The 26,966-nt window shown below is 64.6% G+C and carries 25 protein-coding genes and 1 pseudogene; 13 read left to right on the forward strand and 13 right to left on the reverse strand.

All coding sequences use genetic code 11. The annotated features are described in order from the left end of the window. Positions 1 to 44: 44 nt before the first annotated feature. The 3 genes from ABID58_RS28285 (at position 45) to ABID58_RS28295 (ending at position 2,657) form a co-directional block, all read left to right on the forward strand. Entirely contained in the window at positions 45 to 1,544 is a 1,500-nt protein-coding gene (locus ABID58_RS28285; RefSeq protein WP_354036101.1) for a leucyl aminopeptidase, read from the forward strand. Then, on the forward strand, positions 1,541 to 1,993 hold the full coding sequence (locus ABID58_RS28290) for a DNA polymerase III subunit chi (RefSeq protein WP_354036102.1): 453 nt from the start codon (positions 1,541 to 1,543) through the stop codon (positions 1,991 to 1,993). Before ABID58_RS28285 ends, ABID58_RS28290 begins: the two co-directional genes overlap by 4 nt. Before the next feature lie 166 nt (positions 1,994 to 2,159). Continuing rightward, complete coding sequence (locus tag ABID58_RS28295; protein WP_354036178.1) at positions 2,160 to 2,657, forward strand: hypothetical protein; 498 nt, start codon at positions 2,160 to 2,162, stop codon at positions 2,655 to 2,657. Positions 2,658 to 2,730: 73 nt separating this feature from the next. Here ABID58_RS28295 and ABID58_RS28300 read toward each other — a convergent pair whose 3' ends face one another. Then, on the reverse strand, positions 2,731 to 3,519 hold the full coding sequence (locus ABID58_RS28300) for a class I SAM-dependent methyltransferase (RefSeq protein WP_354036104.1): 789 nt from the start codon (positions 3,517 to 3,519) through the stop codon (positions 2,731 to 2,733). Between the two features lie 357 nt (positions 3,520 to 3,876). Here ABID58_RS28300 and ABID58_RS28305 point away from each other — a divergent pair, with 357 nt between their 5' ends. The 3 genes from ABID58_RS28305 to ABID58_RS28315 are packed head-to-tail and all read left to right on the forward strand — an operon-like array spanning position 3,877 to position 10,322. After that, entirely contained in the window at positions 3,877 to 6,726 is a 2,850-nt protein-coding gene (locus ABID58_RS28305) for a beta strand repeat-containing protein (RefSeq protein ID WP_354036106.1), read from the forward strand. Between the two features lie 22 nt (positions 6,727 to 6,748). Next, positions 6,749 to 8,881, forward strand: a complete 2,133-nt coding sequence (locus ABID58_RS28310) for a type I secretion system permease/ATPase (protein ID WP_354036108.1) — start codon at positions 6,749 to 6,751, stop codon at positions 8,879 to 8,881. Further along, positions 8,868 to 10,322, forward strand: a complete 1,455-nt coding sequence (locus ABID58_RS28315) for an HlyD family type I secretion periplasmic adaptor subunit (protein ID WP_354036110.1) — start codon at positions 8,868 to 8,870, stop codon at positions 10,320 to 10,322. The genes ABID58_RS28310 and ABID58_RS28315 overlap by 14 nt, the downstream gene beginning before the upstream one ends. Here ABID58_RS28315 and ABID58_RS28320 read toward each other — a convergent pair. From ABID58_RS28320 to ABID58_RS28330, 3 genes are all read right to left on the reverse strand, one after another. Then, the gene (locus ABID58_RS28320) at positions 10,319 to 12,181 is read right to left on the reverse strand and encodes an ABC-F family ATP-binding cassette domain-containing protein (RefSeq protein WP_354036112.1); all 1,863 of its coding nucleotides are present in this window, start codon (positions 12,179 to 12,181) and stop codon (positions 10,319 to 10,321) included. The two genes, ABID58_RS28315 and ABID58_RS28320, sit on opposite strands and share 4 nt — an antisense overlap. Positions 12,182 to 12,242: 61 nt before the next feature. After that, the gene (locus ABID58_RS28325) at positions 12,243 to 12,416 is read right to left on the reverse strand and encodes a hypothetical protein (RefSeq protein WP_354036113.1); all 174 of its coding nucleotides are present in this window, start codon (positions 12,414 to 12,416) and stop codon (positions 12,243 to 12,245) included. A 236-nt stretch (positions 12,417 to 12,652) separates the two neighbouring features. Beyond that, positions 12,653 to 12,913, reverse strand: a complete 261-nt coding sequence (locus ABID58_RS28330; protein WP_148752965.1) for a sulfur globule protein precursor — start codon at positions 12,911 to 12,913, stop codon at positions 12,653 to 12,655. A gap of 301 nt (positions 12,914 to 13,214) precedes the next feature. Between ABID58_RS28330 and ndk the strand changes: the two genes are divergently transcribed. Together ndk and ABID58_RS28340 are read left to right on the forward strand one after the other, a co-directional pair. After that, entirely contained in the window at positions 13,215 to 13,637 is a 423-nt protein-coding gene (gene ndk, locus ABID58_RS28335; RefSeq protein WP_018456271.1) for a nucleoside-diphosphate kinase, read from the forward strand. Positions 13,638 to 13,681: 44 nt separating this feature from the next. After that, positions 13,682 to 14,530 (forward strand): TerC family protein, encoded by an 849-nt coding sequence (locus tag ABID58_RS28340; RefSeq protein WP_354036115.1) that lies wholly within the window; start codon positions 13,682 to 13,684, stop codon positions 14,528 to 14,530. Positions 14,531 to 14,533: 3 nt separating this feature from the next. Here the strand turns inward: ABID58_RS28340 and ppx are convergent, their stop codons facing one another. The 4 genes from ppx to ABID58_RS28360 form a co-directional block, all read right to left on the reverse strand. Then, entirely contained in the window at positions 14,534 to 16,036 is a 1,503-nt protein-coding gene (gene ppx, locus ABID58_RS28345) for an exopolyphosphatase (protein WP_354036117.1), read from the reverse strand. Positions 16,037 to 16,051: 15 nt separating this feature from the next. Beyond that, the gene (locus tag ABID58_RS28350) at positions 16,052 to 18,244 is read right to left on the reverse strand and encodes an RNA degradosome polyphosphate kinase (protein ID WP_354036180.1); all 2,193 of its coding nucleotides are present in this window, start codon (positions 18,242 to 18,244) and stop codon (positions 16,052 to 16,054) included. A gap of 153 nt (positions 18,245 to 18,397) precedes the next feature. After that, positions 18,398 to 19,075, reverse strand: coding sequence for a P-loop NTPase family protein (locus tag ABID58_RS28355; protein ID WP_148752969.1), 678 nt, complete (start codon positions 19,073 to 19,075; stop codon positions 18,398 to 18,400). Between the two features lie 112 nt (positions 19,076 to 19,187). Further along, the gene (locus ABID58_RS28360) at positions 19,188 to 19,730 is read right to left on the reverse strand and encodes a CDP-alcohol phosphatidyltransferase family protein (RefSeq protein ID WP_148752970.1); all 543 of its coding nucleotides are present in this window, start codon (positions 19,728 to 19,730) and stop codon (positions 19,188 to 19,190) included. Positions 19,731 to 19,884: 154 nt separating this feature from the next. On the opposite strand from ABID58_RS28360, the gene purM reads away from it, so the two are divergent. Together purM and purN are read left to right on the forward strand one after the other, a co-directional pair. After that, the gene (gene purM, locus ABID58_RS28365; RefSeq protein WP_354036119.1) at positions 19,885 to 20,958 is read left to right on the forward strand and encodes a phosphoribosylformylglycinamidine cyclo-ligase; all 1,074 of its coding nucleotides are present in this window, start codon (positions 19,885 to 19,887) and stop codon (positions 20,956 to 20,958) included. After that, entirely contained in the window at positions 20,958 to 21,611 is a 654-nt protein-coding gene (purN, locus tag ABID58_RS28370) for a phosphoribosylglycinamide formyltransferase (RefSeq protein ID WP_187435038.1), read from the forward strand. The genes purM and purN overlap by 1 nt, the downstream gene beginning before the upstream one ends. A gap of 57 nt (positions 21,612 to 21,668) precedes the next feature. On the opposite strand, the pseudogene ABID58_RS28375 reads toward purN, so the two are convergent. The 4 genes and pseudogenes from ABID58_RS28375 to ABID58_RS28390 all read right to left on the reverse strand — a co-directional run. After that, positions 21,669 to 21,974, reverse strand: a pseudogene (locus ABID58_RS28375) (DUF6678 family protein); the annotation flags it as partial. Positions 21,975 to 21,977: 3 nt separating this feature from the next. Next, a complete protein-coding gene (locus ABID58_RS28380) occupies positions 21,978 to 22,394 on the reverse strand; it encodes a type II toxin-antitoxin system VapC family toxin (RefSeq protein WP_354036121.1) in 417 nt (138 codons plus the stop codon). Continuing rightward, positions 22,391 to 22,804 (reverse strand): hypothetical protein, encoded by a 414-nt coding sequence (locus ABID58_RS28385; RefSeq protein ID WP_354036122.1) that lies wholly within the window; start codon positions 22,802 to 22,804, stop codon positions 22,391 to 22,393. The genes ABID58_RS28380 and ABID58_RS28385 overlap by 4 nt, the downstream gene beginning before the upstream one ends. Before the next feature lie 28 nt (positions 22,805 to 22,832). Further along, on the reverse strand, positions 22,833 to 23,039 hold the full coding sequence (locus ABID58_RS28390; RefSeq protein WP_148752975.1) for a cold-shock protein: 207 nt from the start codon (positions 23,037 to 23,039) through the stop codon (positions 22,833 to 22,835). Positions 23,040 to 23,418: 379 nt separating this feature from the next. Here ABID58_RS28390 and ABID58_RS28395 point away from each other — a divergent pair, with 379 nt between their 5' ends. Next, on the forward strand, positions 23,419 to 24,612 hold the full coding sequence (locus tag ABID58_RS28395) for an autotransporter outer membrane beta-barrel domain-containing protein (RefSeq protein WP_354036123.1): 1,194 nt from the start codon (positions 23,419 to 23,421) through the stop codon (positions 24,610 to 24,612). A 7-nt stretch (positions 24,613 to 24,619) separates the two neighbouring features. On the opposite strand, the gene ABID58_RS28400 is transcribed toward ABID58_RS28395, so the two are convergent. Then, a complete protein-coding gene (locus ABID58_RS28400) occupies positions 24,620 to 25,660 on the reverse strand; it encodes a LysR family transcriptional regulator (RefSeq protein ID WP_148752977.1) in 1,041 nt (346 codons plus the stop codon). Positions 25,661 to 25,731: 71 nt separating this feature from the next. Between ABID58_RS28400 and ABID58_RS28405 the strand changes: the two genes are divergently transcribed. Together ABID58_RS28405 and ABID58_RS28410 are read left to right on the forward strand one after the other, a co-directional pair. Next, complete coding sequence (locus ABID58_RS28405; RefSeq protein ID WP_187435039.1) at positions 25,732 to 26,349, forward strand: hypothetical protein; 618 nt, start codon at positions 25,732 to 25,734, stop codon at positions 26,347 to 26,349. Further along, positions 26,336 to 26,956 carry a GNAT family N-acetyltransferase gene (locus ABID58_RS28410; protein ID WP_148752978.1) on the forward strand — a complete coding sequence of 207 codons (621 nt, stop codon included), beginning with the start codon at positions 26,336 to 26,338 and terminating at the stop codon, positions 26,954 to 26,956. The genes ABID58_RS28405 and ABID58_RS28410 overlap by 14 nt, the downstream gene beginning before the upstream one ends. Positions 26,957 to 26,966: the final 10 nt, after the last annotated feature.

A 26,966-nucleotide genomic window follows, 5' to 3' on the forward strand; every position in this document is an offset into this window, starting at 1 on the left:
TCCCCTTGATTGGCAAAATATCCCATGTTTTCGAGGAGTTACCCATGCCCGATGCCATCAAGGTCGGCTTCGTCCCGCTGGCTACCGCCGCCCGTGGCATCCTGATCGTGTTCTGTGACGACGCTCTGAAGGTCGGCCCGGCGACGGCCAAGGCGCTCGGCGGGGCAGCCGAGCTCGTGAAGCGGGCGGCGGCCGTCGCCTCATTCAAGGGTAAAACCGGCGCCGCCCTGGACATCCTCGCGCCTGAGGGTCTGAAGGCCGAGCGCCTGATCGTGATCGGGACCGGCAAGGCATCGGGCCTGAAGGGCAACGACTTCCTCAAATTCGGCGGCATCGCCGCCACCAAGCTCAAGGCGGGTCCCGCTGCCATGACCATCGTGGCGGAACTGGCGACCGGCGCCATGAGCAGCGAGCAGGCGGTCGCGATCGCCTCGGGCCTGCGGCTGCGCGCCTACAAGTTCGATCGCTACAAGACCAAAAAGAAGGACGGCGAGGAGGGGACCTTGCGCGCCGACGTCTCGCTGGCGGTCGGCGATGCGGCCGCGGCGAAGAAGGCCTTTGCCTCGGCCGGCGCGGTCGTCGACGGCGTCATCATCGCGCGCGATCTCGTCAACGAGCCGCCGAACGTGCTCTACCCCGAGGAGTTCGCGCGCCGCGCCAGCGAGCTGCGCAAGCTGGGCGTCAAGATCGAGGTGCTCGACGTCAAGGCGATGGCGAAGCTCGGCATGGGCGCGCTGCTCGGCGTCGGCCAGGGCTCGGCGCGGCCGAGCCGCACGGTGATCATGCGCTGGGACGGGGCCAGGAAGGGCGAGGCGCCGGTTGCCTTCGTCGGCAAGGGCGTCTGCTTCGACACCGGCGGCATCTCGATCAAGCCGGCCGGCAGCATGGAGGACATGAAGGGCGACATGGGCGGGGCGGCCTGCGTCGTCGGCCTGATGCACGCGCTCGCGGCGCGCAAAGCCAAGGTCAATGCGGTCGGCGCCATCGGCCTCGTCGAGAACATGCCCGATGGCAATGCGCAACGGCCGGGCGACATCGTTACCTCGATGTCGGGCCAGACCATCGAGATCATCAACACCGACGCGGAAGGCCGCCTCGTGCTGGCCGACGTGCTCTGGTACGTGGCCAAGAAGACCAAGCCGAAATTCATGGTGGATCTGGCGACGCTGACCGGCGCGATCGTGGTCGCCCTCGGCACCGATCATGCCGGCATGTTCTCCAACAATGACGAGCTCGCCGAGCGCCTGCTCGCGGCCGGCATCGAGAGCGGCGAGAAGGTCTGGCGCCTGCCGCTCGGCCCCGAATACGACAAGCTGATCGATTCCCAGTTTGCCGACATGAAGAACACCGGCGGCCGTCACGGCGGCTCGATCACCGCGGCGCAGTTCCTGCAGCGCTTCGTCGACGGCACGCCGTGGGCGCATCTCGACATCGCCGGCACCGCGATGGGCACGCCCAAGACCGACATCAACCAGAGCTGGGGTTCGGGCTACGGCGTCAGGCTGCTCGATCGCCTGGTGGCAGATCATTACGAGCGCAAATGACGGAAGTGCTGTTCTACCATCTGCAAAACATGACGGTTGAGAACGTCTTGCCGCCGCTTCTCGAGAAATCGCTCGAGCGCGGCTGGCGCGTCGTGGTGCAGTCGACCTCGCCGGAGCGCGCCGATGCGCTCGACGCGCATTTATGGACCTATCGCGACGATTCCTTCCTGCCGCATGCGACATGGCGCGTGAACGATGTGGCCGAGCAACTGATCGTGCTGGCGATCGAGGAGGGTAATCCCAACGGCGCCAATGTCCGCTTTCTGGTCGACAGCGCCGCCTTGCCGCAGGACGCGGAGGCCTATGAGCGCATGGTGCTGCTGTTCAACGGCGACGATCCGGATGCGCTCGCGGTGGCCCGCAGCACCTGGACGGATTGCAAGACGCGCGGATTTGAGGTCACCTATTGGCAGGCGGACGAACGGGGCCGATGGCAGCGGCGGAATTAGCGGCCGTTCGCAATTAATGATAATTTGGACTTTCTCGGGCAAACTGGTTTCGGCCACCTTCGTGCCGCAAAGTGATGTTGGGACAATCGCTTAGGGCTGCTCCTTGACGTGGGGAATTTAGTTCATCGTGCGACATCAAAAGCTTCCAAAGTCGCTCATACTTGTGTTGGCCGCTGTCGCGCCGCTGATCGCGGGCTGCTCGGGCGGGACCGATCTGCTGGCGTCTGCAAAAGACGCCGAATGGTTCAACAAGCCGAGCCGCCTGTTCATCAAGAACATCTCGATCGAATCGCCGCCGCTGACCCCGGACAAGCCAGTTGGCGCCGAGGATCTCGTCAGCGCCGACGGCGCTTGCCCCGGCATGACGCCGCCTGGACCTGCCGACGCCAATGCCTCGACCACGGCGCCCGCGCCGATGGGCGGCACGGTCGCGCTCGGTCACACCGAATGCGACGTGGTGCGCGGCATCGGCGCGCCATCGACCGTCAATCTCTCCAGCGATGCCGCCGGCCGTCGCGTCGCGGTGGTCACCTGGACCACGGGCCCCCGCGCGGGCATCTACACATTTACGGCCGGACGCCTGTCCGCGATCGAGGGCTCGCCCGAGCCGCCAGTCACTCCGAAACCGGTGAAGCCGAAGGCGAAGAAGAAGGCGGCGACGTAACACGTCGTCGGCCTTCCGCCCTGAAGCCGGTTGCGGCTGTCAACGCGATCAGCCGCGGATGCTCGCCCGACCATCAAGCGGCCTTTCGTCCCTTGATCGCAGTCGCGCTCGCATGAACGGTGATTTCGCCGGTCGCACTCGCCGGCAGTCGCGCTTGTAATCGGCGCTTCAGCTCCGCGCTCTCGGTGTCCGAAAGCTTTCCCAGCACGCCGGCCGGGCTGCTCACAACCATGGAGAGCCAGTAGTCGTCGAAGTCAGCGAATGTCCGCTCGACGACCAGCTCGCGGGTTTCGATGTCGCGAAGACCGAGCTCCGCCCAAAGCGCCTTCAGCGCTTCGAAGCGCGAGATCTCCGCACTCGGCGGGCGCGCCGCCGGTTTGCCCATGGCGTCCAACTCTTCCCACAGGGGCTCGGTGGGCGTCCCGCCCCGCATGATGTCCCAGGTGTAGGACGCGACCATGCCGCCGGGCCTGGTGACGCGGACCATCTCCGAGGCGCCCTTGCGAGGGTCGGGGACGAAGAACAGCACCAGCGCCATCACCGCGACGTCGAAGCGGTCGGCGTCGTAGGGAAGCGCCATCGCATCGCCAATCGAAAGCTCGACCTGCTTTGCCGATATCTTCTGGCGTGCAGTCGCAATCTGCGCGTCCGACGGATCGATCGCGCAAACGGATGAGGGCGCGGACTTCGCAAGCAGCAGCTCGGTGAATGCGCCATTGCCGGCACCGACATCCACCCAGGCCAGTCCCGAGTGTGGCGCCAGCCAGTCGAGGAACAGCGTCCCGGCCGATCGGCTCCAGGGCGACATGAAGCGCTCGTAAGCCGCGCCGTCGGTGAACTTGATCGGTTCTGGTAATGACAAGTGAGATCTCCTTCAAATATTCCTTGTTTGGATATCCGTTGGGCCGAAAATACCGGGTCGCTCTCGGGACCGTACATCATGTGCTGACGCCAATTCCACCGCCGAGCTTAATACCAAAGGCGTCGAGACCACACGGGCAATTTCGTTCGGCCCCGGCATGCTCGCCCAAAGCTGCGCCGCCGCCGCGCCGCGCAATGTGCGAGCTGTCACATCCGCTGATCTCCGAAACCGGCCTGCCGCAAATCTGGAAGAAATCTCCAGATTAATCACGCGTGTCTCAAGCAACGCTTCAAGATTGTTGTGTTGGCGGCTGCTAGGCATCGAGGGGAGGGGCTAGATCGATCGAAGGATATTAGAATGTCTATTACCTCTGTTTTTTCCCCGGTTACGGGGCAGCTCACGATTTTCGGCGACAGCGCCAATAACGGCCTCGTGATCGGCCGCGACCAGTCCGGCCGCATTCTCATCAATAACGGGCACGTGAAGACGATCGGTGGCGATCCCACAATTGCCAACACCAACGAGATCGACATCTTCGGGCAAGGCGGCGACGACACGATCACCGTCGACGAAGGCCACGGTCCGATGCCCGCGGTCAACATCTTCGGCGGTGACGGCAATGACAAAATCACCGGCGGCTCGGAAGCCGATTTGCTGTTCGGGCAGGCTGGCGACGATGTGATCAAGGGCGGCGGCGGCAACGATCTGCTGTTCGGTGGCGCAGGCAACGACACGCTGGACGGCGGCAGCGGCGACAACCAGCTCTTCGGCGAGGCCGGCAACGACCTCATGATCTGGAATCCCGGCGGCGGCACCAACGTCGTTGAGGGCGGCGACGGCAACGACACGGTGCAGATCAACGGAAGCAATACTTCCGAAACATTTACGATCACGGCGAATGGCACGCGCGTGCGGTTTGACGAGACGGGCCCGGCACCATTTTCGCTCGACATAGGCACGACGGAGAATCTCGTGCTGCACGCCGGCGGCGGCGACGATGTCATCACCGCAGGTAACGGACTCGGCAGCCTGATTTCGCTGACGCTCGACGGCGGCGCCGGCAACGACACGATCACCGGCGGTGACGGCAACGATCTCCTGATCGGCGGTTCCGGCAACGACATCGTCAATGGCGGTCGCGGCAACGACGTCGCCCAGCTTGGATCGGGTGACGACACCTTCATCTGGAATCCCGGCGACGGCAGCGACGCCGTGGAAGGCGGATCGGGCAACGACAAGCTCTTGTTCAACGGCGCCAATATCAACGAGACCATCAACATCTCGGCCAATGGCAGCCGGGTGCGCTTCACCCGCGATGTCGCCAACATCACGATGGACCTCAACAGCATCGAGCAGATCGAGTTCGATGCGCGAGACGGCGCCGACAATATCAATGTCGGCGATCTCACCGGCACCGGCGTCAAGCAGATCCTCGTCGATCTCGGAGCCGTTCCTGGCGGCACGCAGGGCGATGGCGCGGCCGATACGGTGACCGTCAACGGGACCAACGGCAATCAGAACATCCAGGTCACAGCCGAGGGCACCACGGTCACGGTGACCGGCCTGCCGCAAGTCGTGACAATCGCGAATGCAGAAGCTGCCAACGATCGGCTGGTCATCCAGTCACTCGGCGGCAACGACGTCATCGATGCTTCCGCGCTCGCTGCGGTGATCGGGCTGACCATTGACGGCGGCGCGGGCAACGACACCATCACCGGCAGCCAGGGCGCCGACACACTGATCGGCGGTGACGGCAACGACAAGGTCACCGGCGGCCGCAGCAGCGACGTGGCCCTTCTCGGTGCGGGCGACGACACCTTCGTCTGGAATCCCGGCGACGGCAGCGACACCGTCGAAGGCGGCACGGGAACGGACACGCTGGTGTTCAACGGCTCCAATGTGGCCGAGAATATGTCGATTTCGGCGAATGGAGGCCGTGCGCTTCTCACCCGCGACGTCGGCGCCATTACCATGGACCTCAACGGCGTCGAGCGCGTGCAGATCGCCGCGGCCGGCGGCGCCGACAACATCAATGTCGGCGACCTCACCGGCACCGGCGTCACGCAGGTCGCGATCGACCTCAGCGCCGGTCCCGGCAGCCAGAGCGGTGACGGCGCGGCGGACCGCGTGACGGTGAACGGCACCGCGGGTGACGATAACATCAAGGTCGTCACGTCCAGCGGATCGGTCGTGGTCAACGGCTTGGCCGCGCAGGTCACGATCGCGCACGCAGACGCCGGCGACGCGCTCGCCCTCAACGGCGGCGTCGGCAACGACGTCATCGATGCATCCGCGATCAAGGCCGGCCAGCTCGTCAGTCTCAACATCAACGGCGGTGACGGCAACGACACCATCACCGGCAGCGCCGGCAATGACACCGTGATCGGCGGCCGCGGCAACGACGTCGCCAGTCTCGGTGGCGGTGACGACACCTTCGTCTGGAACCCCGGCGACGGCAGCGACACCGTCGAAGGCGGCAAGGGCACCGATACGCTGCTGTTCAACGGTGCCAACATCAACGAGAACATCAACATCTCGGCCAACGGCGGCCGGGTGCTGTTCACCCGCGACGTCGCCGCCATCGCGATGGACCTCAATGGCGTCGAGCACATCAACTTCAACGCTCTCGGCGGCGCCGACAACATCACGGTCAATGATCTCTCCGGCACCGGGGTGAACCAGGTCAATCTCGACCTCGGCGCCAATGACGGCGCCGCTGATACCGTGACCATCAACGGAACCGGCGGCAGCGACGTCATCACGGTGACCGAGCACGATGGCATCGTCACGGTGTCCGGGCTTGGCCAGGACATCAACATCTCCGATGCCGGCGCAGGCGACAGGATCGTCATCAACGGCCTCGATGGCGATGACGTCATCACGGCTTCGGGCCTGCACGGCGGCATCCAGCTCGTCGCCAATGGCGGCAATGGCGACGACGTCCTGATCGGCGGCTCCGGCAACGACACGCTGACGGGCGGCGCGGGTGACGACGTGCTGATCGGCGGCGCCGGCCAAGACATCCTCGATGGCGGCACCGGCAACAACGTCCTGATCCAGGACGGGGCGGCGATGGCGGCAACGATGCTGCTCAACCAGGCCATGGCGGCGAGCTTCGTTCCGGCTGGCGACGGCCATGGCGAGATGCCGCTGGCCGATCCGCACGCGGCGCAGACCCAGACGCTCGCTCCTCCGCAGCACGCCTGACGCTCCGGCCTGGAGAACGCCCATGACGACGCACGCGGCCTCGACCGATACGGGGCTCGACGCGCTCTTGACCTTGCTTCATCTGCAAGGCGTGGCGGCCGACCGCGATCAGCTCAGGCACCGGCTAGGCACGGCAAGCTTCGGCGCAGCGGACATCATCCGCTGCGCCAGGTCGCTCGGACTGAAAGCACGAACCTATCGAACGCAATGGAGCCGTCTGTCGGACAGTCCGCTGCCGGCAATCGCGATGCTGCGTGACGGCAGTTTCATGGTCATCGCAAAAGCCTCCGCCGACAAGGTGCTGGTGCAGTCGCCGGTGGCGCGGCGGCCGGTGTTCATGGAGCGCGACGAGCTGTGCGCGATCTGGGACGGTGGATTGATCCTGATGGCCCGGCGCGCCGGACTGTCCGACCCCGGACGTGCCTTCGACATCACCTGGTTCATCGGCGCGATCGGAAAATACCGGCGGCTGTTCGGCGAGGTGCTGGCCGCCTCGTTCTTTCTCCAGCTGTTTGCGCTGGTCTCGCCGCTGTTCTTTCAGGTCGTGATCGACAAGGTGCTGGTGCACCGCTCGCTGTCCACGCTCGACGTGCTCGTGATCGGCCTCGTCGTCGTCTCGCTGTTCGACACCGTGCTCGGAATTTTGCGCAATTATCTGTTCTCGCATACGACCAACCGCATCGACGTCGAGCTGGGGGCCCGCCTGTTCCATCATCTGCTGGCGCTGCCGATGGCCTGGTTTCAGGCCAGGCGAGTCGGCGATTCCGTGGCGCGGGTCCGCGAGCTCGAGAACATCCGCAATTTCATCACCAGCTCGTCGCTGACGCTTGTCATCGACCTGGTCTTCACCTCGGTGTTTTTGGCGGTGATGTTCGCCTATTCGCCGATGATGACCTGCATCGTGCTCGGATCGTTTCCGTTCTACATCGCGATCTCGGCGGTCGCGACGCCACTGTTTCGCCGCAGGCTGGAGGAGAAATTCCGCCGCGGCGCCGAGAACCAGGCTTTTCTGGTCGAGAGTGTCAGCGGCATCGAGACGCTGAAGGCGATGGCGGTCGAGCCGCAGATGCAGCGCCGCTGGGAGGAGCAGCTCGCCGGCTACGTCTCGGCGAGTTTTGGCGTCACCAGCCTCGGCAACACCGCGAGCCAACTGGTGCAGTTCGTCAGCAAGGTCGTCACCGCTGCGATCCTCTATGTCGGCGCGCGGCTTGTGATCGGGGACGGCCTGACCGTCGGCGAGCTCGTGGCGTTCAACATCTTTGCAGGGCGCGTCTCGGCGCCGGTGCTGAGGCTGGCGCAGGTCTGGCAGGATTTTCATCAGGCACGGCTCTCGATCGCCCGGCTCGGCGACATCCTCAACAGCGCCGCGGAGCCGGCTTACTCGGCGGCCCGCGCCGGGCTGCCGGCACTGCAGGGCAATATCCGCTTCGAGCACGTCGCGTTCCGCTACCGGCTCGACGGGCCGGAAATCCTGCACGACGTCTCGTTCGATATTCCGGCCGGCCAGACCGTCGGCATTGTCGGATCGTCGGGCTCGGGCAAGAGCACCTTCGCAAAGCTGGTGCAACGGCTCTATGTACCGCAGGGCGGCCGCGTGCTGATCGACGGCATGGATCTTGTCATGACCGACCCGGCCTGGCTGCGGCGGCAGATCGGGGTGGTTCTCCAGGAGAACATGCTGTTCAACCGCTCGGTGCGCGACAACATCGCGCTCGCCGATCCGACCCTGCCGATGGACCGAATCATGGAAGCGGCGAAGCTTGCGGGCGCCCATGATTTCATTCTGGAGCTCCCGGAGGGCTACGACACCGTCGTCGGCGAGCGCGGCTCGACGCTCTCGGGCGGGCAGCGCCAGCGCATCGCGATCGCCCGCGCACTCGTGACCAATCCGCGCATCCTGATCTTCGACGAAGCCACCAGCGCGCTCGACTATGAAAGCGAGCGGATCATCCATGACAACATGAAGGACATCGCGAAGGGCCGCACTGTCCTGATCATCGCGCATCGTCTCTCCACCGTCCGCGGCGCCGACCGCATCTTCACGCTGGAGCGCGGCCGTCTGGTCGAGGACGGCACGCATGACGCCTTGATCAGGAACGGCGGCCGCTATGCCACCTTGCACCGGCTTCAGGGAGGGATCTATGAGGTCGGCTAGCACCGCGCCGGCCCGGAAGCCGGAGCAGACCGTCGTTCCCTTCCGGAAGGCGAAGAGCCGGCGTGCCGAGGAAATCGCCTTTCTCCCGGCAGCGCTGGAGATCACCGAAACCCCGCCATCGCCGATCGGCCGCGCCATCGCGATGGCGCTGATGGCCCTTGTCTGTGCGGCGCTCGCATGGTCCGCGTGGGGTACGATCGACATCGTGGCGTCCGCGACCGGCAAGGTGGTGTCGAGCGGGCGCAGCAAGGTGGTGCAGCCGTTCGAGACCGGCGTGGTGCGCGCCATCCAAGTGCAGGACGGGCAGGCGGTCAAATCCGGCGACGTGCTGATCGAGCTCGATCCAACCGTGAACGCCGCGGAGCGCGATCACCTGCACGACGATCTCGTGGCCGAACGTCTCAATAGCGCGCGCCTCCGCGCGGCGCTGGCCGCGGGCGAGGATGGCTCCGCCGATCTCGTTCCTCCCGCGAATGCCGATCCATCGCTGGTCGCGACGCAGCAGCAGCTTCTCGCCAACCAGGTGAGCGAGCACCGCGCCAAGCTCGCGGCCCTTGAACGCCAGGAGGCGCAGAGGGACGCCGAGCATCAGACCATCGCGGCGACGATCCACAAGCTGGGTGCATTGCTCCCCGTGACCGAGCAGCGCGTCGATATCCGCAAGACGCTGATGGAGAAGGAGATCGGTTCGAAGCTGACATATTACGAGACGCTTCAGCTCCAGATCGAGCAGCAGGAGGAGCTCGGTGTCCAACGCAGCCGCCTGAAGGAGGCCGAGCAGGCCGCCGCCGCGATCCGCGAGACCCGCATCCAGGCCGTGGCCGAGTATCGCAAAAGCCTGTCCGATGAGCTTGCCAAGAGCGGGCAGAAGGCCAACGGGATTGCGCGGGACCTGATCAAGGCGCAGCAGAGGACGCAGCTCCAGCAATTGACGTCACCGGTCGACGGCGTCGTGCAGCAGCTCGCGGTCCACACCATCGGCGGCGTGGTCACGCCGGCGCAGTCGCTGCTCGTGATCGTGCCGTCAGACACGCGGCTCGAGATCGAGGCGATGATCTCCAACCGCGACATCGGCTTTGTCGAGGCCGGGCAGGGCGCTGCCATCAAGGTCGACACCTTCAACTTCACCCGTTACGGCCTTTTGGAAGGCCGGGTGCTGAGCGTCTCGCAGGACGCCATCATTCGCGACCGACCGCCGGAGCGTAGCGGCGACCGCGCGGCCGGGACGCGGCACGATAGCAGCGAGCCCGACGGGCAGGAGCTCAGCTACAGCGCGCGTATCTCGCTCGATCGCGCGCAAATGCAAGTGGAAGATCGGCTCGTGAACCTGTCGCCGGGAATGGCCGTGACGGTGGAGATCCGAACCGGCTCGCGCACGATTCTGAGCTATCTGCTGTCGCCGCTGCAGCGCTACCGGCACGACATCATGCGGGAGCGTTAGTTCGCCGCCTGATCAAACTGCGCGCTCGCCTCGAGCCACTGTTCTTCCGCGCGCGCCAGCGCGTCGGCGGCGTTGGCGCGAGCCTTCGACAGTTGCGCGGCCTGCCTGGGATCCCGGGTGAAGATGTCGGGCAGGGCGAGCGCGGCGTCGATCTTGGCGATGATGTCGCTGACGCGCGCAATCTCGCTCTCGGCCTCCGCGATGCGTTTCTTCAGCGAGCCGCGATTGTCCGATTTGGGGCGCTGCGGCTTTTCGCTCGCCATGCTGCGCTCGCGCGGGGCGGGCTCGCCGTTGCGCGAGGACAGCACCAGGCGGCGGTACTCGTCGAGGTCGCCATCGTAATTGGTCACGGTGCGGTCGGCGACGATCCAGAGCTGGTCGGCGCAGGCCTCGATCAGGTAGCGGTCGTGCGAGACCATGATGATCGCGCCGGGAAACTCGTTGATCGCTTCGGCAAGGGCAGCGCGGCTGTCGATGTCGAGATGGTTGGTCGGCTCGTCCAGGATGATCATGTTGGGGCCGAAGAAGGTGGCAAGGCCCAGCAGGAGCCGGGCCTTCTCGCCGCCCGAGAGTTTGCCGGCCTTGGTGTCGGCCGCCTTGCCGGAGAAGCCGATCGCGCCGGCGCGGGCCCGCACCTTGGCTTCGGGCGCATCGCCCATCAGCTTGCGGACGTGGTCATAGGTGGAGGCGTCCTCGTTCAGCTCGTCGAGCTGATGCTGGGCGAAATAGGCGATCGACAGCTTGTCCGCGCGCGTCACCTTGCCCGAGAAGGGGGCGAGACGCGCGGCGAGCAGCTTGACGAGTGTCGACTTGCCGTTGCCGTTGGCGCCCAGTAGCGCGATGCGATCGTCGTTGTCGATGCGTAGCGTCACGCGGCTCAGCACCGGTGTCGCCGGATCGTAGCCGACCGAGGCGTTGTCGACGGCGATGATCGGCGGCGAAAGGATTTTCTCCGGTGCCGGGAAGGTGATTTCGCGGACGTCCTCCGTCACCAGCGCCGTGATCGGCTTCAGCCGCTCCAGCATTTTTACGCGCGATTGGGCCTGGCGCGCCTTGGACGCCTTGGCCTTGAAGCGGTCGACGAAGGCCTGCAGGCGGGCGCGCTCGGCCTCCTGGCGCTTGACCGCCTTGGCGTCGAGCAGCTCGCGCGCGGCGCGCTGCTCCTCGAAGGAGGAATAGGTGCCCTTGTAGAGCGTGAGCTTGCCGCGCTCCAGATGCAGGATCTGGTCGACCGAGCTATCCAGCAAGTCGCGGTCGTGGCTGATCACGATCACGGTGCGCGGATAATGCGCGAGATGATCCTCCAGCCACAGCGTGCCTTCGAGGTCGAGATAGTTTGTGGGCTCGTCGAGCAGCAACAGGTCGGGTGCTGCAAACAGCGTCGCCGCCAGCGCGACGCGCATGCGCCAGCCGCCGGAGAATTCGGCGCAGGGCCGCAACTGGTCGGCGGCGGAGAAGCCAAGGCCGGAGAGGATGGCGGCCGCACGTGCGGGCGCCGAATGCGCGTCGATATCGACGAGCCGGGTCTGGATCTCGGCGATCCGGTGCGGATCGGTCGCGCTCTCGGCTTCGTGAAGCAGCGCGTCGCGCTCGAGGTCGGCCTTGAGCACGACCGAGATCAGGCTTTCGGGGCCGTTCGGTGCTTCTTGCGCCAGGCTGCCCACGCGCCAGCGGGGCGGCAGCGTCACCGAGCCGTGCTCGGCCGCAAGCTCGCCGCGGATCACCTTGAACAGCGTCGATTTGCCGGTGCCGTTGCGCCCGACCATGCCGACCCGCGAGCCGGGCGTGATCTGCACGGAGCTGTTATCGATCAGAAGGCGTCCGGCGAGGCGGATGGAGAGGTCGGTGATGGAGAGCATGCGGCCTTGTCACCGCAGCCGGGATCAAACGCAACCCGATTTTTCGCAAGCCAATATTTCGTCAGTGCTGGTCGCGCTCGCGCTTCCTCAACTCGTCCATCAGCTGTTCGAGATGCGTCGGGAGCCGGGGTTCGGGGCGAATGCTCTGCTGCAGCCGTTCGCCCACGGCATCGCAAATCGCGCGGCTGGTGCGCCGGTCGATCTGTTCGCTGTCATTGGCAGAAGGGCTAGCCATCGCAGGGTTCCGTATTTGCAAAGTAAACGACACGGTACCAAGTCATTGGCGCCCAAATGGTTTCGCGAGCGTCAGGCTGGCCTGGCATTCTAGTAAAAATTGTATGAATTCGTCGTATCTGCCCAAATGCAAGGCCCCGGCGGGGGGAACGCCGGGGCCTTGCTTGGAAGGTACTGCAGGGGGAACAGTACCTCAGGAAGGTATTTAGAAAGGTGCTTCAGAAGGTGCTTGCGGGCTCAGTAGCAGCGGTTGATCAGCCGCCAGCGGGGTCCCCAGGGGGTCGGCACCAGCCGGCGCACATAGCAGCCGCCATAACCGTAGGAGACGGGAGCAGCATAGAAGCGCGGTCCGCCCCAGCCCCAGCCGCCGTGATGCCAGCCGCCACCGCCGTGCCAGCCCCAGCCGCCGCCATGCCAGTGAGCGGAGGCGGAGGTGGGAGCCAGCGCGGCACCCAGCGCGACCGCGGCGACTGCAGCGAGCGAAAGTTTCCTCAACATGGTGATCTCCTCAAAACTGCCGGCGCGGGGCAATCGCGTCGATGGAAAGGCCGCCGAAACGGTTCGCCTCGGGGGGAGGCTTTGGTTTCGATGGAGTTGACGTTACGCCAGCGAGACTGAACCAAAACCTGATAGAGCCTTCAGATTGGGTTCATCTCCGTGAAATCGTCGTAATCCATGTTGGAATCCGGCCGGGCGAAGCGACCGCAAAGCCGTTCCGGCGGTCGCTTGCCGGATCGCGAAGGCGCCGATATAAGCCCCGCAACTCCGAACCACCCTTTTTCTCTTCAAGGACAAGATCATGGCCATTGAACGCACTTTCTCGATCATCAAGCCCGACGCGACTGCGCGTAACCTGACCGGCGCCGTGAACGCCGTGATCGAGAAGGCGGGCCTGCGCATCGTCGCGCAGAAGCGCATCCGTATGACCAAGGAACAGGCCGAGACGTTCTACGCCGTCCACAAGGCCCGTCCGTTCTTCGGCGAGCTCGTGGAGTTCATGACCTCGGGCCCGGTTGTGGTCCAGGTGCTGGAAGGCGAGGGCGCGGTCGCCAAGTACCGTGACGTAATGGGCGCGACCGATCCGTCCAAGGCGGCCGACGGCACCATCCGTAAGCTCTACGCAAAGTCGATCGGCGAGAACTCCGCCCACGGCTCGGACGCCCCGGAGACCGCCGCGATCGAGATCGCGCAGTTCTTCTCGGGCAACGAGATCGTCGGCTGAGCTTTCAGCCGATAAGTTAAGTCGACGGGGCGAAAGGACGTATTGTGAACTGGCTCTGGCAGATCTTCGATCCCGCCACGATCGGGGCATTCTTCACCCAGTTCCGCAATGAGATGGCCGAGCCGACCTTCTGGATTGCGGTCGGCAAGATCATCTGGATCAACATCCTTTTGTCCGGCGACAATGCGCTGGTGATTGCGCTTGCCTGCCGCGGCCTGACGCCGCGGCATCGGCTGTGGGGCATGGTGCTCGGGGCGGGCGCTGCGGTGCTGCTGCGGATCATCTTCACCGGCATCGTCGCGAGCCTGATGGCGCTGCCGTACCTCAAGCTGGTCGGCGGCCTCGCGCTGATCGTGATCGCGGCAAAGCTGCTCGTGCCCGAAAACGAGGACGAGGACGGCGTCGAGTCGGCCTCGCATCTGTGGCAGGCGGTGCAGATCGTCGTCATCGCCGACATCGTGATGAGCCTCGACAACGTCATTGCGGTCGCCGCGGCGGCCAATGGCAGCGTGCCGCTGCTGGTGCTCGGCCTTGCCATCAGCGTGCCCCTGATCGTCGCCGGTGCGGCGCTGATCATGGCGCTGCTGTCGAAGCTGCCGATCCTGGTCTGGGCCGGCGCGGCGCTGCTCGGCTGGATCGCGGGCGAGGTGATCGCAACCGATCCCGGCATCGCGCCGAAGCTGCACACGCTATCCGAAGGTCCGTTCGGCGCCTCGCTGGACAAGATGCTCGGCAGCCTGCACATCCCGCCGCAATTCGCCCATGGCGGCGGTGGCGCGGAATATCTCTGCGCAGCGCTCGGCGTCATCGTCGTGCTGCTGGTCGGCTCGATCTGGCGCCGGCGCAGCCTGAGTCTCGCCGCGCTCGAGCACGCAAAAGCGTCAGCTGAATAAGCCCTACCGCCGTACGATCGACCCCGATCGTCCGATCAGGCGGGCGAGCTGCTTGAAGCGGCTGCCGACGCGGTCGGCGACGAGATCGCCGAGCCTGTGCTCGAACACCAGCATCAGGTTGCGCCCCTGGCTGCGGAAATGCGTGGCGGGTAGCACGCCCGGGCGCGCCGCCGAGATCAGATGCGCGACACGGAACGCCGCCCCAAGGAGGCGGGCGCGCTCGAGCTGCGCCGGTGTCAGCAGTTCCTGCATCGTCAGCGGCGGCTGGTTCTCTTCGCTCAAGCCCGCATAGCGATAGAACACCGACAGGCCGACAAAGGCGCGCTCGATGTGCGTGATTGCGCCGAAATTGCCGTTGACGACGAGGCTCAGCGTTTGCTCGCCGCGATGGTCGGGATGCACGCGCCAGCCGATGTCGGAGAGCAGGCAGGCGGCGTGGCGAAGCCGGCGGTCCTCCCCGGTCTCGCGCAGCTTGACAACGCGCGCGAGGCGGTCGGTCCAGGCGATCAGCTCGCGCGCATGCTTGGCCGAGCGTGACAGCAGCTGGTTCAGCTCTTCCGCCGCGCAGATCAGCCCGTCCTTGTTGCGCTCGCTCTCCGAGAGCTTCTCGTGCAGCAGACCTTCGCGCACCCCGAAGGTCGAAAACACGATGGTCTTCGGTTTTGCGACCCGGATGATGTGCTCGAGCACCAGCGCGGCATAGGTGAGGAGAGGGCGCCGCGCATCCGCGACGACCTCGATGTCGGCGAGCATGTTGGCGGCTGCAAGACGACGCAGACGACGCGAAAAGTCGAGCGCTTCGGCGGCCGAAATCGAATAGCCGTGCATCACCTGGAGCGGGTAGCCGCTCTGGATGATGTGGATGCGCGCAAGCGCGCGCCAGGTGCCGCCGACCGCATAGAAGCTGCGGCCGCTGCCCGCCTTGAGCTGCGCCACATCGTCGATTGCCTCGCGGACGATGCGGTCGGCGCGCTTGAGCGATTTGTGCGCGAGGTCCTGCAGCGCGAGGCCGCCGAGCGGCAGCGTCACGCCGCTGCGCACGCTGTTCCCGCGCACGTCGATCAGCTCGAGCGAGCCGCCGCCGAGATCGCCGACGATGCCGTCGGGGCGGTGAATGCCCGAGAGCACGCCGAGCGCCGACAGCTTCGCTTCGCGCGGTCCCGACAGGATCTCGATCTTCACGGCGCAGATGCGCTCGGCTTTGGCGATAAAGTCGGGGCCGTTGGAAGCATCGCGGCAGGCCGCGGTTGCAATCGCAAACACGCGGCCGACCTGCATCACGCGGCACAACGCCCGAAAACGCTTCAACGAGGTCAGCGCCTTGTCGACGGCATCCGGCGCGAGCAGGCCCGTGCTCTGCACCTCTCGCCCGAGGCCGCACAGCGTCTTCTCGTTGAAGATCGGAATCAGGCTCCGTGTCAGTCCCTTGTAGACGACGAGACGAACCGAGTTGGAGCCGATGTCGATGACCGCGACGCTAGCGCCACGCTTGCGCGGCCGTTTCAAGGCAGAAATCTCCGGTCAGGACTGATGGCGTTCGTTTCTGCGCGTGAGACGGCGCGGCGAGGATTCCTTGAGCGACTTTCCACGGCCAGACAGACTCGGATTTGTCATGAAGTAGTTGTGCACGTTGAAAGGCTCCTCGCCCTTCGCGGTCTTCATACGCGTTGAAGACCCGTCCGGCAACAATTGCCAGCTCTGCTCATTGTCCTTCAGGTTCGCGACCATGATCTGTTCGAGAACCTGCTGATGCACCGTGGGATTTTGCAGCGGACACAGCACCTCGACGCGCCGGTCGAGGTTGCGCGGCATCATATCGGCTGACGAGATATACACAGCCGCTTTCGCGCTCGGCAGGCCCTGGCCCATGCCGAAGCAGTAGATTCGGCCGTGCTCCAGAAAGCGTCCGATGATCGACTTGACGCGGATGTTCTCCGACAGGCCGGGAATGCCGGGTCGCAGGCAGCAGATACCGCGGACCACGAGCTCGACCTGCACGCCCGCCTGTGAGGCCTCGTAGAGCGCGTCGATGATATCGGGGTCGACCAGCGCATTCATCTTCATCCAGACCGCGCCGGGCTTGCCGTGACGCGCGTGCTCGGTCTCGCCCTGGATGTGCTCGATGATGCGCTTGCGCAGGGTCAGCGGCGACACCGCCATCTTTTCCAGATCGCTTGGTGCGGCGTAGCCCGTGATGAAGTTGAACACGCGCGCGGCGTCGCGGCCAATGGTCGGTTCCGAGGTGAAGTAAGAGAGGTCCGTATAAATACGCGCGGTGACCGGGTGATAGTTGCCGGTGCCGGTATGGACGTAAGTGGTGAGGCTGCCGCCTTCGCGGCGTACCACCATCGAAAGCTTCGCGTGCGTCTTCAACTCGAGGAAGCCGTAGACGACCTGCACGCCGGCCCTTTCGAGGTCGCGCGCCCAGCGGATGTTGGCTTCTTCATCGAAGCGCGCCTTCAGCTCGATCAGCGCGGTGACGGACTTGCCGGCTTCGGCCGCTTCCGCCAGCGTGCGCACGATCGGCGAGTTGTTGGAGGTGCGGTAAAGCGTCTGCTTGATCGCGACGACGTCGGGGTCACGTGCGGCCTGCTGCAGGAACTGCACCACCACGTCGAAGGATTCGTAGGGATGATGGACGACCAGGTCCTTCTGGCGAATGGCGGCAAAGATGTCGCCGCCATGCTCGCGCACGCGTTCGGGATGGCGCGGCACGTAAGGGGTGAATTCGAGATCGGGCCGGTCGAGCCGGGTGAGCTGCGAGAGCTCGTTCATGGCGAGCACGCCGTCGACCAGGAACACTTCGTCGTCGGCGGCCGACAGCGCGTGCTGCACGAAGCTGCGCAGCTGCTCCGGCATCTTGGCGTCGATCTCGAGCCGGATCACCGACCCGCGGCGGCGGCGCTTCAGCGCGGTCTCGAACAGGCGGACGAGGTCTTCGGCCTCTTCCTCGATTTCGAGCTCGGAGTCGCGGATGATGCGGAAGGCGCCCTGGCCGTGCAGATTGTAACCGGGGAACAGGCGATTGATGAAAAGGCCGGTCACCTGCTCCAGCGAGATCAGGCGCACCACCTTGCCGTCGGCCGGCAGGCGGATGAAGCGGTCGATCTTGCCGGGCATGCGGATCAGCGCGTTCATCTGCTTGCCGTCGATGGCGCGCGTGAGCTGGAGCGCGATGGTGAAGCCGAGGCTCGGGATGAACGGGAAGGGGTGGGCCGGATCGATCGCCAATGGCGTCAGTAGTGGGAACACGTTGTTGAGGAAATAATCCTCGAGCCAGGTCCGCTCCGCCTTGGTGACCTCCTTGCCGTCGACCAGCACGATGCCGACCCCGGCGAGGGTACCGCGCAAATCGGCCCAGATCGCCTGCTGGTCGGAAGCAAGCCGCGAAACGGTGCGGTTGATGAGCGCGAGTTGCTCGGACGGGGTCAGGCCATCGGGGGCACGTTCGGCGATACCCTCGCGCACCTGCGCCTTGATGCCGGCGACGCGGACCATGAAGAATTCGTCGAGGTTATTTGCGGAGATCGACAGGAATCGTACCCGCTCCAGCACCGGATGGCTGGGATTGACCGATTCCTCCAGGACACGGCGGTTGAAATGCAGCCAGGAGAGTTCGCGATTGATGAATCGCTCGGGGCTTGAGGCGATCGCCGGAAGGCTCTCGGATTCCGTAGCTTTCTCTTTTGTTTCAATAGCTTGCACGGAATCCATGAGAAGTCGGTCCATTCAGTTCGCCCCAGTTTGCGATTTATGCGCAAAGCCGGCCGGAGCATGTGTTAGTGCGATGACGTTTCGATGACATTGATGTTCGGCTGCCTCGCCGCGTCAAGCGGGCGCAAAGGGGACCAAAGGGGGACTTGGCGGTCAGGCGTCGCGCAGCAGTTCAGCAGCGAGCGCCCGGGTGACGGGGCGGCCGAGCCGGAGCGCCTCGCCGTCGAGCAGCTCCACGGCGCGCCGGGCGGCGGCCGACGACCGCTCCAGCCGGGTCGCGAGGTAGCTGACCACGCTTTCGTCCACGGAGAGCTGGCGGTCGGCGCAGAACTTGACGATCAGGCCGCGGAACAGCTGGTCGTCTGGCGGCGCCAGCGAAATCACCGGAATCGTCCGCAGCCGGGAGCGGAGGTCTCGGAGCTCCACCTCGATCGCCGCCGGCGCCTCACGTCCGGTGAACAGCACATAGGCGCCGTCTTCGCGGGCGAGGTTCATCAGATGGAAGAGGGCGCGCTCGTCAAAATCCGTGGCCTTGAGATCCTCGACCACCAGCGCGCCGGTCGCGAGCGCGCCGGGGACGCTGGCTGCGGTCAGCGCATTGGCCGCGCTCGAACGGGCGCCGGCCTCCTCGGCCCAGATCGCGCCGAGATGGCTCTTGCCTGAGCCTTCGGGGCCGGCGAGCCACATGACCCGGTTCGGCCATTCCGGCCAGCCGTCGATCAGCGCGAGGCCTGCGGCATTGGCAGGGCCCTCGAGGAAATTGTCCCGGCTGAGGCTCTCCGCATGCGGAAGCGAAAACGCCAATTGTCGGGGATGAACGCGGCCTGCCACGCTTGCTTTGCTCCGTGCCGGCGCGCCGGCTGTGTTTGAAGAGGATAGACTTATTCGATCGGGAGTTGGCCTTTTGCGGGGCCGCCTCCCGGCTCATTTGGCCCCGACCGTGCTACTTGCCATCAATAGTGCTCATGTGCCGTAGCCACTCGACGAGATAGAGCGACACGGAGGACAGCGTGAACACCGTAACGAGGCCCATCAGGATTATATCATAGGGCCCCGACTTGAAGCCGAAGGCGAGCGAGGCCAGCACCAGCGCCGCATAGGCCACCTGGGCCGCGGTGTTGAGCTTGGAGACCATCGACGGCTTCATCTCGACCGGCTTGTCGAACAGCCAGGACACGATCACTGCCGCCACGATCATGATGTCGCGCGACACCACCAGGATCACGATCCAGCGCGGAATGTCGCCCCAGATGCCGAGCGCGAGGTAGATCGACACCAGCAGCGCCTTGTCGGCCAGGGGGTCGAGCAGGGCGCCTAGCTCGCTCGCCATGTTGAAGCGCTTGGCCAGAAAGCCGTCGACGGCGTCGCTGATGCCGGCGACCAGGAAGACGGTGAACGCCACCTCCATTTGGCTCGACACGATGGCCCAGACGATGATCGGGACCAGCATGATGCGGCCCAGGGTAATGATGTTCGGAATACTCACGCGGCGCTTCCCGGCACCCGACCTGACCTCGAAATCCGGCCCCTTGGAGGCCGAACCGGTTGATATCTACATAGTATAGGGCGGGGCGCCACGCTTGCCATTGCGTGTCCCCGGAATTCGACGTAACCAGCCGCAAACCCACTGGAAATCGGGCATGACCGACCGCAAAAACGGCCTCACTTACGCCGATTCAGGCGTCGATATCGACGCGGGCAACCGCCTGGTCGACCTGATCAAGCCGATGGTGCGCGCCACTGCACGGCCAGGCGCCGACGCCGAGATCGGCGGATTCGGCGGCCTGTTCGACCTCAAGGCGGCCGGCTTCAAGGACCCTGTCCTGGTCGCGGCCACCGACGGCGTCGGCACCAAGGTCAAGGTCGCGATCGAGACCGGCCTGCATGGCGGGATCGGCATCGACCTCGTCGCCATGAGCGTCAACGACCTCGTGGTGCAGGGCGCCGAGCCGCTGTTCTTCCTCGACTATTTTGCCTGCGGCAAGCTCGACCCGGAGGCGACCGCCTCGATTGTCGCCGGCGTCGCCGAAGGCTGCCGTGAGTCCGGCTGCGCGCTGATCGGCGGCGAGACCGCTGAAATGCCCGGCCTCTACAAGGACGGCGACTATGATCTCGGCGGCTTTGCCGTCGGCGCAGCCGAGCGGGGCACGCTGCTGCCGCGCAAGGACATTGCCGCGGGCGACGCCGTGATCGGCCTGGCCTCGTCGGGCGTGCACTCCAACGGCTTCTCGCTGGTGCGCAAGATCGTGGAACAATCCGGCCTCGGCTTCGAGGCGCAGGCGCCGTTCGCGCCGGTGATGACGCTTGGCGGTGCGCTGCTGACGCCGACGCGGCTCTACGTCAAATCCTGCCTGCGCGCGATCCGCGAAACGGCTGCGGTGAAGGGCCTCGCCCACATCACCGGCGGCGGCTTCACCGACAACATTCCGCGCGTGCTGCCGAGCCATCTCGGTGTCGGCATCGATCTGGCGCGCCTGCCCGTGCTGCCCGTGTTCAAATGGCTGGCGGCGCAAGCCGGCATCGCCGAGCTCGAAATGCTCAGGACCTTCAACTGCGGCATCGGCATGATTGCGATCGTCGAGCCTGAGAAGGTCGACGAGGTCGTGCGGGTTTTCACCCATGCCGGCGAGACCGTGGCGCAACTCGGCACCGTGATCCCGGCCGAGGGCGAGCACCGCGTCGTCTATAACGGCCATCTCGACCTGGCGCTGTGATGAAGCGCCGCGTCGCCATCCTGATTTCCGGCCGCGGCTCCAACATGTCCGCGCTGATCAAGGCAGCAAGCGCGGCGGATTTTCCTGCCGAAATCTCGCTCGTCGTCTCGAACAAGGCCGACGCGCTCGGGCTCGAACGGGCCAAGGCGGCCGGCGTGAAAACGCAGGTGATCGAGAGCAAGCCGTTCGGCAAGGATCGCGCCGGCTTCGAGGCGGTGCTGCAGGCAGCGCTCGACCTGCACGGCATCGAGCTGATTTGCCTCGGCGGCTTCATGCGCCTGTTCACCGCCGAATTCGCCAGGGCCTGGTACGGGCGGATGCTCAACATCCATCCCTCGCTGCTGCCGTCCTTTCCCGGCCTCGATCCGCACGGCCAGGCCTTGCGCGCCGGCGTAAAGCTGTCCGGCGCGACGGTGCACTTCGTGATCCCCGAGACCGACGCCGGTCCGATCGTGATGCAGGGCGCGGTGCCCGTCGGCGACCATGATACTGGCGAAACGCTGTCGGAGCGCATCCTCGAAGTCGAGCACCGCATTTATCCCGCAGCGCTGAGCCTGCTTGCGACCGGCAAGGTCCGGATCGAAGGCGATGTTTGCAAGACGGTGGGCAGTTCGGCGTCGGAGAATTTTTTGGTTGCGCCCGTGGTGAGCTAGGGCAGAACCGCGCGGCTGTTCGATATAGTTTGCCGGCTCGCCGTTGCCGACATATCCGAGAATGCGGACACCTGCCGCGGTCTCCTCTCCTGCGAACCGAGTACGTTTCAAGATTGCTCGGACGAGGTCGCGCTGCTGCGGCGTTTCCACGGACAGTTCTACCCACTCCATCCACGCCCAGCCGTCTTGCAGCCAATGATAATACCATTCTCCATCCGGGGAGCCGTGGACGCCGCTTTCAAAGTCTTTGCAACGAAAAGCGGGTTGATCGGCTCGGTCGAGGTCGAGTATTGCAGTTCGCACGTCTCGCCATTTGGTGTCATTAGCGAGAGAAATACTCCGATCGTTGTACCATCGCTCTATCGCTCACGGCGCTGCAAACGGGTCGAGCAGCGCCACACCGGTCGATTCAATATCGGCAATGTTGCGCGTCACCAGTGTTAGGCCGTGGACCTTGGCAGTGGCGGCGAGGAGACTGTCGATGAGTGGCAGCGGATTGGGAACTCCAAGGAGTGCCCAGGTGTCGGCGATGCTCTCATCAATGGGCAGAACCCGATCCGCAAGTCTTATCCTCATCTGCGAAAACCACTGATCGAGAGATTTTGCCTGGAGCGGATCGCTTCGCCTTTTTAGTTCGATGCCTCGGCTAATTTCAGCCAGAACCAAGACGCTGGTTCCGATTTCTTCGGCTGGGATCTGATTAACCCAACGAATGACGTTTGGGTCGGCCCGCTCGCGCTTACGAATTTCGGAAATGACGTTGGTATCGACCAGAAACTTCACAAGTCGACCTCTCGCCAGCCGTCACGCCGTGGCTGATCGAACACACCCTCGAACGCGTCATCGGGAAGTTCCGAGCCAAAAACATCGAAGGCCGTCCTGACCTCAGGATTGAGGAGGGCGCTGGCGAGCATCGATCGAAGTGCCGCAGCTCTTTCCGGTTTGTCGCGTAGGGTTTCCGCCAAGGCACGGATGAGGCTTGCGTCCTTCTTCGCGGCTTGGACTTCAACCCGTACCAAACCACGCGCTGCGGCGCGGCGCCGATGGGTTCGGGTTGCCTTTCGCTGGGATTTCGTCGACACGGCCGCTCCGAAATAAATCTCCGGTAATATAACCGGAAATCTACATAAAGACCAGTTGGAAGAAACAGGGCCAAAAACAAAATCCCCCGGCAGAGCCGGGGGCAACGTCATGATCTCTCGCGCTTAGCTTTGAGAGAAATCAGGAGACCTTGAGGTTTTCCGCGGATGCCTTGCCGCGGTTTTCCACGAGGTCGTATTCAACCGCCTGGTTTTCATTGAGGGTCGAGAGTCCGGCACGCTCGACGGCAGAGATGTGGACGAACACGTCCTTGTCGCTGCCGTTCGGCTTGATGAACCCGTAGCCCTTGGTCGGGTTGAACCATTTGACGGTGCCCTTTTGTGGCATCGTTAGTCTCCTCCGCTAGATACAAAAAAGACGCGGCCGCATTTCGCGTGCCACGCCACAAACGGGCTTCCGGAAGTCTGTTCGAGTCTTGAGTCTCAATGTCGCGAAACGCACAGCCGAGCGCCAATTCCGATTGTGTGCGGTATTCCAACACGAAAACCACGCGCTAGCAAGCCGCGCGCAAATTTCAAGGCCGGACCGGGCCTGCGCCGTTGCAATTTGCGACCTGTGGCCGCGGAACCACAATCAGGGGCAATCGCCCCTGCGATAGTGTGCCAAACGGTTGACCCTTAGTGGCAGTTCAGCACAAATCGCCGCACCCGCTCGCTGTTCGTGTTGTATTTTTGCGGGCCGTCATTTTGCTTTGGGATTTGTCATCATGAGCTGCCCCTCGCAGCCCTCCGGAACACGGCAGACGATCGGGCTGGACCGCGTCCGCCGGGTCGCGGCCGCGATTGCGATGGCCACTGCGATGGCCACTGCGATGGCCTTGGCAATCGTCGTGACGATATCGGCGGCGACGCCGGCGTTCGCGCAGAGCCCGACGCCCACTCCGACGCCCACTCCGACGCCGACGCCTACTCCGTCTCCGACGCCGATCCCGGTCCCGACGTCGACCAACTACGACCAGTCCGCCGGCAACTCCACGCTCAATCTCGGCTCGAACTTCCTGGAGCGCCTGGGAAATCAGGCCTCTGGCGGCGTCAATCGCGCGTTCCGCACCAACCCCGGCGGTGGCGGAGCCTCGGCGAGCACGGAGGATCCGCGTTACCGCACCTGGTACGAGGGCTACGGCATTTCGGTCCGGACCGATCCGCAAGGCGATTTCGTCGGCGACAAGCGCAAGACGTTCGGCGGCGTCGCCGGTTTCGGTGCGCGGGTCGCGCCGGGCGTCAATCTCGGCTTCTCCGTCGACCAGAGCCATACCGATATCGACGTGCCGCTCGCGCTGCAGTCGGCGTCGCTCGACCTGACCCAGATCGGCTTCAACGGCTCCGTCGACAAGGGACCGTGGACCTGGGCCTTTGCGGTGGTGCACGGTTTCGGCAAGGTCCATTCCAGCCGGGACACCGGCTTTGGTGTTGCGACGGCCGGCTATCGCGCCGCGGTCGACGGCGCACTGACCGAGATCAGCTACTACTGGACCAAGGACCAGATGCGCGTCGTGCCCAAGGGCGCGCTCGAATATGTGCGGGCCACCGGCGCGGCGTTCCAGGAGGCCGGCGGGCCCGATCCGCTCAACGTCGGCTCGAGCGCGCTCGCGCGCGCGCGCGTCATGATCGGCGCCGAGATCGGGCGATACTTCATTTTCGACCGGAAGATCCTGGACTTGTCAGCCTATGGCAAGTTCGTCGACAATTTCTATCAGGATCTGGGATCGGTCCAGGTCAGCCTGGGCACCCAGAGCATCATCGTCCCCGGCATCGGCGAGAGCCGCTACGGCATGGACGCCGGCGCCTCGGCGTCACTCAGCCTGACCAACACCGCGCGGCTCTACGTCAATTACGACGGCAAGTTCCGCAACGAGCTGACATCGCACCAGGGCACGATCGGCTTCGAATATCGGTGGTGAGGCGAGCTTACTTCGGCGTCGCTGCAACGTATCCGGACAATCCAAAGCCTTCGCGTGCCGCCGTCATCATCGGCACCAGCGCGTTTGGATGGATGAACTCGTCGCGGAAGCAGGGATGGGTCTTGGGGTCGAAGATCTTCTTCAGCCAGTCGACCACGATCTTGTGCCGCTCGGAGGCGCGGAACTCCTTGTGATAGGTGAGCCAAAGGTCGGCGTGGTGGCTGACGCCGAGGTCGACGGCGACAAGTGGCACACCGAGCGCGATCGATACCGTCGGCAGGAAGCCGATGCCGGCGCCGCGCTCGACCGCGTAGAGCACGCCGACGGAAGAATTGGTCTTGATCCCGACGATGCCTTCCAGCGATTTCAAACCGAGCACGCGGGCGTAGGCGCCGTCGTCGACCTGCGGCGCGCTCTGCTTGATGATGCGGTGGCTCGGCAACTCGGCGAGCGTCGCCGGCACGCCGTAGAGATCCGCATAGTCCCTGGAGACGAAGGGATAGATGTGCAGCCGGCCAAGCTTGGCGACGATGAGATCGGGATTGGTCGGCGGCTCGAGCTGGATCGCAATGTCCGACTCCAGCCGCGCGACGTCGGCCTGCTCCATCGCACAACGCAGGTCGACGGTGATCTTGCGATAAGTCTTCTGGAAATCGATCAGCCGCGGCAGGATCCAGAAATTGCCTGGGCCCTCCGTCACTGCGACGCGCACCGTGCCCGACGTGTCGTTTTGGGATCGCGAGGCGCGGCGGAAGACGTTGAAGGCGTGACGCTCCATATGCGCGACGTCGGCAATCATCGCGGTGCCTTCGTCGCTGAGCGTGAGCCCGCTCTGGTCGCGCAGGAAAAGCTTGCAGCCGATGCTCTCTTCGAGCCGGTCGATCCGGCGCATCAACGTGGTGGAGGTGAGCCCGAGCTCTTCGCCCGCATTTCGGAAGCTTTTAAATTTGGCGCAAGCTAAAAAGAGCTTCAAATCGTCCCAGGACGCATTTAGCGCTTCTTCATGGTGGTGCTTCATTGCAGCACCCCGGTGCAATACTTGCTGCATACTCCTGATCTCCAGCCGCTAGGCTTCTCCTCGTAGCGGCGTACAAAACCCCGGAACGATAGAGGCACGACATGGGTATGGAAAGGGGCTCGTTTGCCGCAAGGCATGATTTCGACGCTTTGCCGCTGAGCCCTGACGTGGATGTCCGGTGCGCGCAATTCGGGGAAATCGCCGCGCTTTCGGAAATGGCGCACCGCCTGGTGCCGGGTGTGCAGATAGGGGCGATGGAGCTTGCGAAGTATTTCGCCTTCGATCCCCAGAGCATCCTGACGTTCACCCGGAACGGCAATCTGCTCGGCGGCATGGCCTTCCTGTTTCTCAACGACCGCGGGCATGATGCATTGCTGCTCGACGATATCAGTCTGACGGCGCCCGAGACGCACTACCTCGCTTCCGCGAATGAGGATGTTTCGGCGATCTACATCTGGGCGATCGCGGCGACCGGCCGCGGCATCGCCGGTCTCGGCAAGGCCGCGGCTCATTTGCGGCAGATAAGGTTTCGCGGCGCGGACTGCTATGCGCAGCCGTCAACCGTGGCCGGACGCGAAATCATGAAGGCGACGGGCTTCGCGCCCATTTCGAGTTTCCAGCCCGACCTCTGGTGTTACGAGCGCCCCTGGCACCGGCAGCCCATGCTCATGCCGGGCGCGATCACCCAACCAAGGAGCTTTTCAGATGCACGGCACTAGGATTCCTCTCGCCAAGCCTGACTCCCGCGCCATCACCGTTCGCCTTGCGCGCGATCCGAGCGACCTCATGCTGGTCACGGCCATTCGCTCCGCGGTCTATCTTGCCGAGCAGGATTGTCCGTTTGACGAGGAGTTCGACGGCAACGACATGGTTGCCGCACATTTCATCGGCTACATCGGCAACGAGCCGGCGGGCTGCTTGCGGGTGCGCTTCTTCGGCGACTTCGCCAAGGTCGAGCGGCTTGCGGTGCGTCACCAATATCGGCGCTCGCGCATCTCGTTCAAGCTGGTGCAGGCCAGCGTCGACTATGTGAAGCGCAAGGGGTTCCGCAAGATCTATGGTCAGGCCCAGGACCGGCTGGTCGATTTCTGGGCTCATTTCGGCGCCAAGCCGCTCGGCCACAATCGCAAGATCACCTTCTCGGATTTCTCCTACACGGAAATGCTGCTGGAGATCGAGCCGGGGCCGGACGCGATCACGCTGGACAGCGATCCCTACGTGATCATCCGCCCCGAGGGCGACTGGGACCGGCCGGGCGTGCTGGATGCCTCGGCGGGACGGGCGGTGACCTCGCCGCTGCGGGACCTCGCGCCCGCCGATCGCTGAAACTGGTGCA

Source organism: Bradyrhizobium sp. S3.2.6 (assembly GCF_040546885.1).
Taxonomy (GTDB): domain Bacteria; phylum Pseudomonadota; class Alphaproteobacteria; order Rhizobiales; family Xanthobacteraceae; genus Bradyrhizobium; species Bradyrhizobium cytisi.